Raw genomic sequence first — 6391 nt, 5'->3', positions numbered from 1 at the left:
GTCCGCACCCCTCCCGGAGGCGGGTGTGTTTCTGCGTAGCCACCACAATTGTGGTGGCTACGCAGAAAAACAACTGTCCCCCAGGCCCCACGAGGCAGGGGCAGGGGCAGGGAGCCGGACGCCCGTGGTCGCTCGCGAGGCGCACGGGCGGAACGTCGCCGTATCACCGTCGCCGTCACTCTCGCCGTCGCAATCATCGTCACCTTCTCGGCGCCCGGCCGCCGACTCGCGCAGAGCCCGTCGCCCCCTTCCCGGTGACGTAGCCCGCATCACCCGCTAGTGTCCCGCTGAGGGGCACCCCGACCCCCGCCGTGCCGTGGACAGAGCCCTCCGGCGGGGCTCGAGGGAAGTGGTGCGTGGCCGCCGTACCGGACGACGTGACCCTGCTGGGCCGCGAGCGTGAGAAGCAGGTCCTCGACGACCTGCTGGCCGCGGTGCGTCAAGGATCGAGCCGGGTGCTGGTCCTGCGCGGAGAGCCCGGCTCTGGTCGCACCGCCCTGCTCGACCATCTGGGCGCCGGCGCGCACGGCCTCGACGTCCTGCGCCTCACGGGGACCGAGACCGAGACGGACCTGCCCTTCGCCGCGGTCCAGCGCGCGCTCCTCCCCCTGGCCCCGCGCATCGCGGATCTCCCCGCTCCTCAGGCGGACGCGCTCCGCACAGCTCTCGGGACGTCGTCGGGCCCCGCACCCGACCGGTTCCTCGTGAGCCTCGCCGTGCTGTCGCTCCTCGCCGCGCTGTCCGACGACGCCCCCGTCCTCGTCCTCGCCGACGACGCGCAGTGGCTCGACCGCGAGTCGCTCGACCTCCTCGCGTTCGTGGGCCGCAGGCTGCGCGCCGAGCGGGTGGCCCTGGTCCTCTCGGTCCGGACCGGCACCCCGGGGGCCGCAGCCGTGTCGGACCTGCCCACCGTCGACCTCGCCGGGCTCCCGCGGGACGCGGCGCTCTCGCTCCTGCGCTCCCAGGTGGGCACGGCCCTCGACCCCCAGGTCGCCGACTCGATCGTCGCCGCGACCGGTGGCAACCCGCTCGCGCTGCTCGACCTGAGCGGCGAGCTGAGCGCGTCGCAGCTCGCCGGAGGCGCGGTGCTCTCCGCCCCGCTCCCGGTCGGCAGCCACCTCGAGGAGCACTACCAGCGCCAGACGCGCTCGTACGCCCCCGCGACCCAGCGCTGGCTCCTCCTCGCAGCGGCCGAACCCGGAGGCGACGCAGCGTACGTCCGGGCAGCCGCCGAGGCCCTCGGACTACCCGCCGACGCCTCCGACCCGCCCGAGCACGACCGGCTCGTGACGGTCGAGGACCACGTCGCCTTCCGTCACCCGCTCGTGCGGTCGGCCGTCTACCGCGGCGCGACCGGCAGCGAGCGCCGCGCCGCCCATGCCGCGCTCGCGGCCGTGACGAACAGGCCCGCCGACGTCGACCAGCGAGCCTGGCACCTCTCGGCGGCCGCCCTCGGCCCGGACGAGCGCGTCGCGGCAGCACTGGTGCAGGGCGCCGAGCGCGCCCACGCCCGTGGTGGTTACGCGGCCCGGGCCGCCTTCCTCGCACGCGCGGTCGAGCTCACCCCACCCGGTCCTGGGCGGGACGAACGCTCGGTGTCCGCCGCAGAGGCCGCGTCGCACGCGGGGTCGCCCGTCCGTGCGCTGGCTCTCCTGGACGGGGTGGACGAGCGCTCGCTCGCCCCGGCGGTCCTCGCGCGATGCCTCACCGCTCGGGCCGTCGCCCGCAAGTACTCCGGCGCGCCGTACGCCGCGGCCGAGAGCCCGGGCCTCTTCCTGCGCGCCGCACGCACGCTGCGCACCGCGGACCCGGCCGCCGCCCAGGACGCGCTGCTCACCGCGTTCGGCGAGATCCTCGGCGCCGAGCGGGCAGCGGGCGACGACACCCTCGCGGACCTCGCGCGGGAGGTCCGCGCCCAGCAGGTCACCGGTCTCGGCCGCCCGGCCGGCGTGGCCTCGACCCTGCTGGACGCGCTCGCAGCCCTCGCGACGACCCCCGACGCGCGGTGCGTCCCGGCGCTGCGGACGGCCGTCGAGGCGATGCGAGCGCCCGGCGCGGCATCGTCCGAGACGTTCGCGCGGCACGGCCTCCTGGCCGTCGCCGTGACCACGGCGCTGTGGGACGACGCCGCCCGCGACGAGCTCGTGCGCCAGGCCGGCGCCCAGACCCGGGCCGCCGGGGCGATACCGGCCCTCGACTCGGCGCTGTGGGTGCTCGCGCTGTGCGAGACCGTCATGGGACGGCTCGACGCCGCGGACCATCTCCTCGCCGAGGTCCACGAGCTCCGTGAGGCCGTGGGGCTCAGCCCCGAGCAGGCCCGGATCTTCGTCAACGTCGAGCTGCTCGCGTGGCAGGGCCCCGACTCGCCCGCGCTGCGCGACCGGATCGACCAGGCGCAGGGGGCCGCGGACCGCCTGGGTCTGGGCGGGGCCGTGAGCCTGGCGCGGACCGCCCGCATGCTGCTCGACCTCGCTGCGGGCGACCACGCCGCCGCGTTCGACGCCGCGTCGACGATCGCCCGCGAGGGGTTCCTGCAGGTCGGGCTCCGGGTCCTGCCGGACCTCGTGGAGTCCGCACGACGCAGCGGTCACGACGACGCGGCCCACGCGGCGCTCGCCCGTCTCGCCGACGTGACCTCGGCCAGCGGGGCGCCGTGGGGCCTGGGCGTGCTCGCCCGCTCGCGAGCCCTCCTCGCGCAGGACGGCGAGGCGGACGCCCACTTCCGCGACGCCGTCGGGCACCTGTCCCGGACGCGGGCGGTCGCCGACCTGGCGCGGGCCCACCTCCTGCACGGCGAGTGGCTGCGGCGACGGCGTCGCCGGCGCGAGGCCGCCGACGCCCTGGGCACCGCGCTCGACCTGTTCGAGCGCATGGGGGCCGAGCCGTTCGCGGCGCGCGCCCGCCGTGAGCTCGCGGCGGTCACGGGGCGTGCCCAGGCACCACTCGACCGGCCCACGACGGGACTGACCGCGCAGGAGCAGTGTGTGGTCGACCTCGCGGCCTCGGGCGCGACCAACGCCGAGATCGCGGCGCACCTGTTCATCAGCCCGCACACCGTGCACTACCACCTGCGCAAGGCGTTCCGGAAGCTCGGGGTCTCGTCCCGCCGGCAGCTCGCGCACGCGCTGCGCCCGCCCGACGGCGGGGCCGCCGTCGGGCGGTAGACGTCGCCCCGTGCGGACGGGCGCCTTACGCGGAGCCCAGGGCTCAGGCGGGCTCCCCTGCCTCCTGGGGTGCGCGCGCGTGCGCGACGGCCCACTCGATGGCGGCGTCCGCGACGGCCTCCCAGCCGGGCTCGGCGCACGTCCAGTGCGACCGGCCCTCGAGGTCCAGCACCTCGGTCACGGCGGGCGAACGGTGGTACTTGTGGGCGTTCGACCGGTTCACCGACGCCGGCATGATGTGGTCCTCGCTGCCCGTGATGAACAGGAGCGGCGCGCGGTCCGCGTCGTAGTCGACCCACGTCTCCTGCTTGCCCGGCTTGTAGTTGGCGATGAGCCCGTAGGCCCACACCCAGCTCCCGGGGGCAGGGATGTGGTACCGGTCGTAGACCTCGCGGGACTCCTCGGCAGTGAGCGTGTTGGTGAACGCGTAGTGGAACTGCTCGGGCGTGAACCCCGCCGCACGGTGCGCCGTCGCCGGGTTCTTGAGGATGGGGAAGAGCGACTTGAACTGCGAGGGCGGGTTGAGGCGCACGCCCTCGGTCGGGGCCGCGTCGATCACGACGGCGGACGCCCCCAGGCCGCGGGCCAGCAGGAGCTGGGTCAGCGTGCCGCCGAACGAGTGGCCCATGATGATGGGCGGCCGGTCGAGGCCCTCGATGATGCCCGCGAGGTGGTCGACGGTCTCGGGGACCGTGAGCCTCGCGATGACGTCGGGGTCCTCGCGCAGCGCCTCGACCTCGATCTCGAAGCCGGGGTAGCCGGGCGCGAGCACGCGGAACCCCTTGGCCTCGTAGTACGGGATCCAGTGCTCCCAGCTGCGCGGCGTCATCCACAGACCGTGGACGAGGACCACGGTGTCGGGGGCGGTCGGAGGGGCGGTGTCGCTCATGGTGGTCTCCTGTGGCCGAGGGATCGTCCTCCCCACCTTCTGGGGCGTCGGGTGGTCGTGGCATCACCCGTCACGGGTAGTCACCACTCGGCGGACGCAAGAAATTGACAGAACTGCGAAAAGTTCTCACAGAACTCTTGCGCGGGTGAACGCCCGGCCATAGATTCGGCTCACCGTCAGGGCGATGACGCCCTGCACCGCGAAGGCACCGCCTTCCCGAGAGAAGCCGAGTCGACGATGACACGAACACACCTCCGGCCCACCCCTCCCCACGGCGCACGAGGGCGGGCCCTGACCTCGCTCACCGCGCTCGCGGTCGCGCTCGGCCTGGTCGTCGGCGCCGCGGCCGGCGCATCGGCCCACGGTCGCGACCCCCGACCGCCGAGCCCCGCCGCGACCCGCGCAGCGCTGGCCCCGGACCTCGTCGCGGGTCGCGGCGCGGACCTCGGCATCGTCGAGCAGGAGGCGGAGTCGGCCGTCACGAACGGCACCGTCCTCGCCCCCGACCGGACCGCCTACACGCTCGCGTCCGAGGCCTCGGGGCGCTCGGGCGTCCGGCTCGTACCGGGCCAGTACGTCGAGTTCACGCTGCCGAAGGCCGCCAACGCGCTGACCGTGCGCTACTCGATCCCGGACGCGCCGGGCGGCGGTGGGATCACCGCCCCGCTCGCGGTGTCGGTCGACCGGGGTCCGAGCCGGACACTGACGCTCACCTCGCAGTACTCGTGGCTCTACAACCAGTACCCGTTCACGAACGACCCGGACGCCGACCTGCTGCACCCCGACTGGTGGATCACCGAGTGCGCGTGCGTGCCGGCCGCCACCACACCAGCCCCCGAGATCGCCAAGCCGTTCCGCCCCACGCACTTCTACGACGAGCAGCGCCTGCTCCTGACGAGGACCTACCCGGCCGGATCGACCGTCCGCCTCACCGTCCCTGCCGGGAGCCAGGCCGCCTGGACCGTGATCGACCTGCTCGACTCGCAGGTCGTGGCACCTCCGAAGGTCACGCTGCGCGCCGCGAACGTGCTCGCGTTCGGCGCCGACCCGTTCGGTCGCCGCGACTCGGCCCCCGCGTTCGACAAGGCCATCGCGTTCGCGAAGAAGGCCGGAGTCCCCGTCTACGTCCCGCCGGGCACGTTCCAGGTCAACCGCCACATCATGGTCGACGACGTGACGATCCAGGGGGCAGGCAGCTGGTACACGATCGTCAAGGGTCGCGAGACGGCCCTGAGCACCCCCGCTCCCGACGGCTCGGTGCACACGGGCGTGGGGTTCTACGGCAAGGACGCGGCCGACGGCGGGAGCCGCGACGTCCACCTGTCCGGGTTCACGATCGAGGGCGACGTCCGCGAGCGCATCGACACCGACCAGGTGAACGGCGTGGGAGGGGCCCTGAGCGACTCGACGATCGACGGGCTCTACATCCACCGGACCAAGGTGGGGCTGTGGTTCGACGGCCCCATGGACAACCTGCGCGTCACGAACAACGTCATCACCGACCAGATCGCCGACGGCCTCAACTTCCACGGCGGCGTGACCGGCTCGCTCGTCTCGAACAACCTGGTCCGCAACACGGGCGACGACGGCCTGGCCATGTGGTCGGAGAAGGTCGCCAACGCGAACAACACGTTCGACCGGAACACGATCCAGTCCCCGACGCTCGCGAACGGGATCGCGGTCTACGGCGGCACCGACAACACCGTGTCGAGGAACCTGGTCGCCGACCCCGTCCGCGAGGGCAGCGCGCTCCACGTCGGGTCACGGTTCGGCGCCGAGCCCTTCACGGGCAGCCTCCGGATCACGGACAACACGACCGTGCGGTCCGGGACGTACGAGCTCAACTGGAACATCGGGCTCGGTGCGATCTGGTTCTACGCGCTCGACCGCGACATCGACGCCGACGTCCAGGTCGTCGGCAACCACTTCCTCGACAGCACCTACAACGCGATCATGCTGGTGTCCGACTGGCCCGTGAAGGACCAGGTCGCGATCCGAGGCGTCCACTTCAAGGACACGCGGATCGACGGGACCGGCACCTCGGTCCTGAGCGCACGCGTCGCGGGCTCGGCGACGTTCGAGAACGTCGACGCCCGCAACGTCGGGGCCGTCGGCATCAACAACTGCGGCTCGTTCAACTTCCCCGCGACGGGCTCCGAGTTCACGGTGACCGACCTCGGCGGGAACGACGGGGGCGGGACCACCGGCCCTTGGCTCGCACCGTGGGAGCTGCCGAACACCATCACGTGCGACGACCGGCCTCAGGTCATCGCTCCCCCGGCACCCTCGACCTGGTGACGCTCGCGGGGTGCGCCGAGCCACGGGGCGAGGCGCACCC

The 6391-nt window shown here is 73.7% G+C and carries 3 protein-coding genes; 2 read left to right on the top strand and 1 reads right to left on the bottom strand.

Annotated elements, in window-relative coordinates:
- Positions 1–356 precede the first annotated feature (356 nt).
- Positions 357–3164: an AAA family ATPase gene (locus ACFWFR_RS16365; protein WP_377623655.1), complete on the top strand. Its 2808-nt coding sequence runs from the start codon at positions 357–359 to the stop codon at positions 3162–3164.
- A 43-nt stretch (positions 3165–3207) separates the two neighbouring features.
- On the opposite strand, the gene ACFWFR_RS16360 is transcribed toward ACFWFR_RS16365, so the two are convergent.
- Entirely contained in the window at positions 3208–4053 is an 846-nt protein-coding gene (locus tag ACFWFR_RS16360; protein WP_377615208.1) for an alpha/beta hydrolase, read from the bottom strand.
- A 237-nt stretch (positions 4054–4290) separates the two neighbouring features.
- On the opposite strand from ACFWFR_RS16360, the gene ACFWFR_RS16355 reads away from it, so the two are divergent.
- A complete protein-coding gene (locus ACFWFR_RS16355) occupies positions 4291–6351 on the top strand; it encodes a glycosyl hydrolase family 28-related protein (protein ID WP_377623653.1) in 2061 nt (686 codons plus the stop codon).
- Positions 6352–6391: the final 40 nt, after the last annotated feature.

This window comes from Oerskovia sp. NPDC060287, from assembly GCF_042726775.1.
Lineage (GTDB): Bacteria > Actinomycetota > Actinomycetes > Actinomycetales > Cellulomonadaceae > Oerskovia > Oerskovia merdavium.
This window is presented reverse-complemented; position numbering and strand designations above follow the sequence as displayed.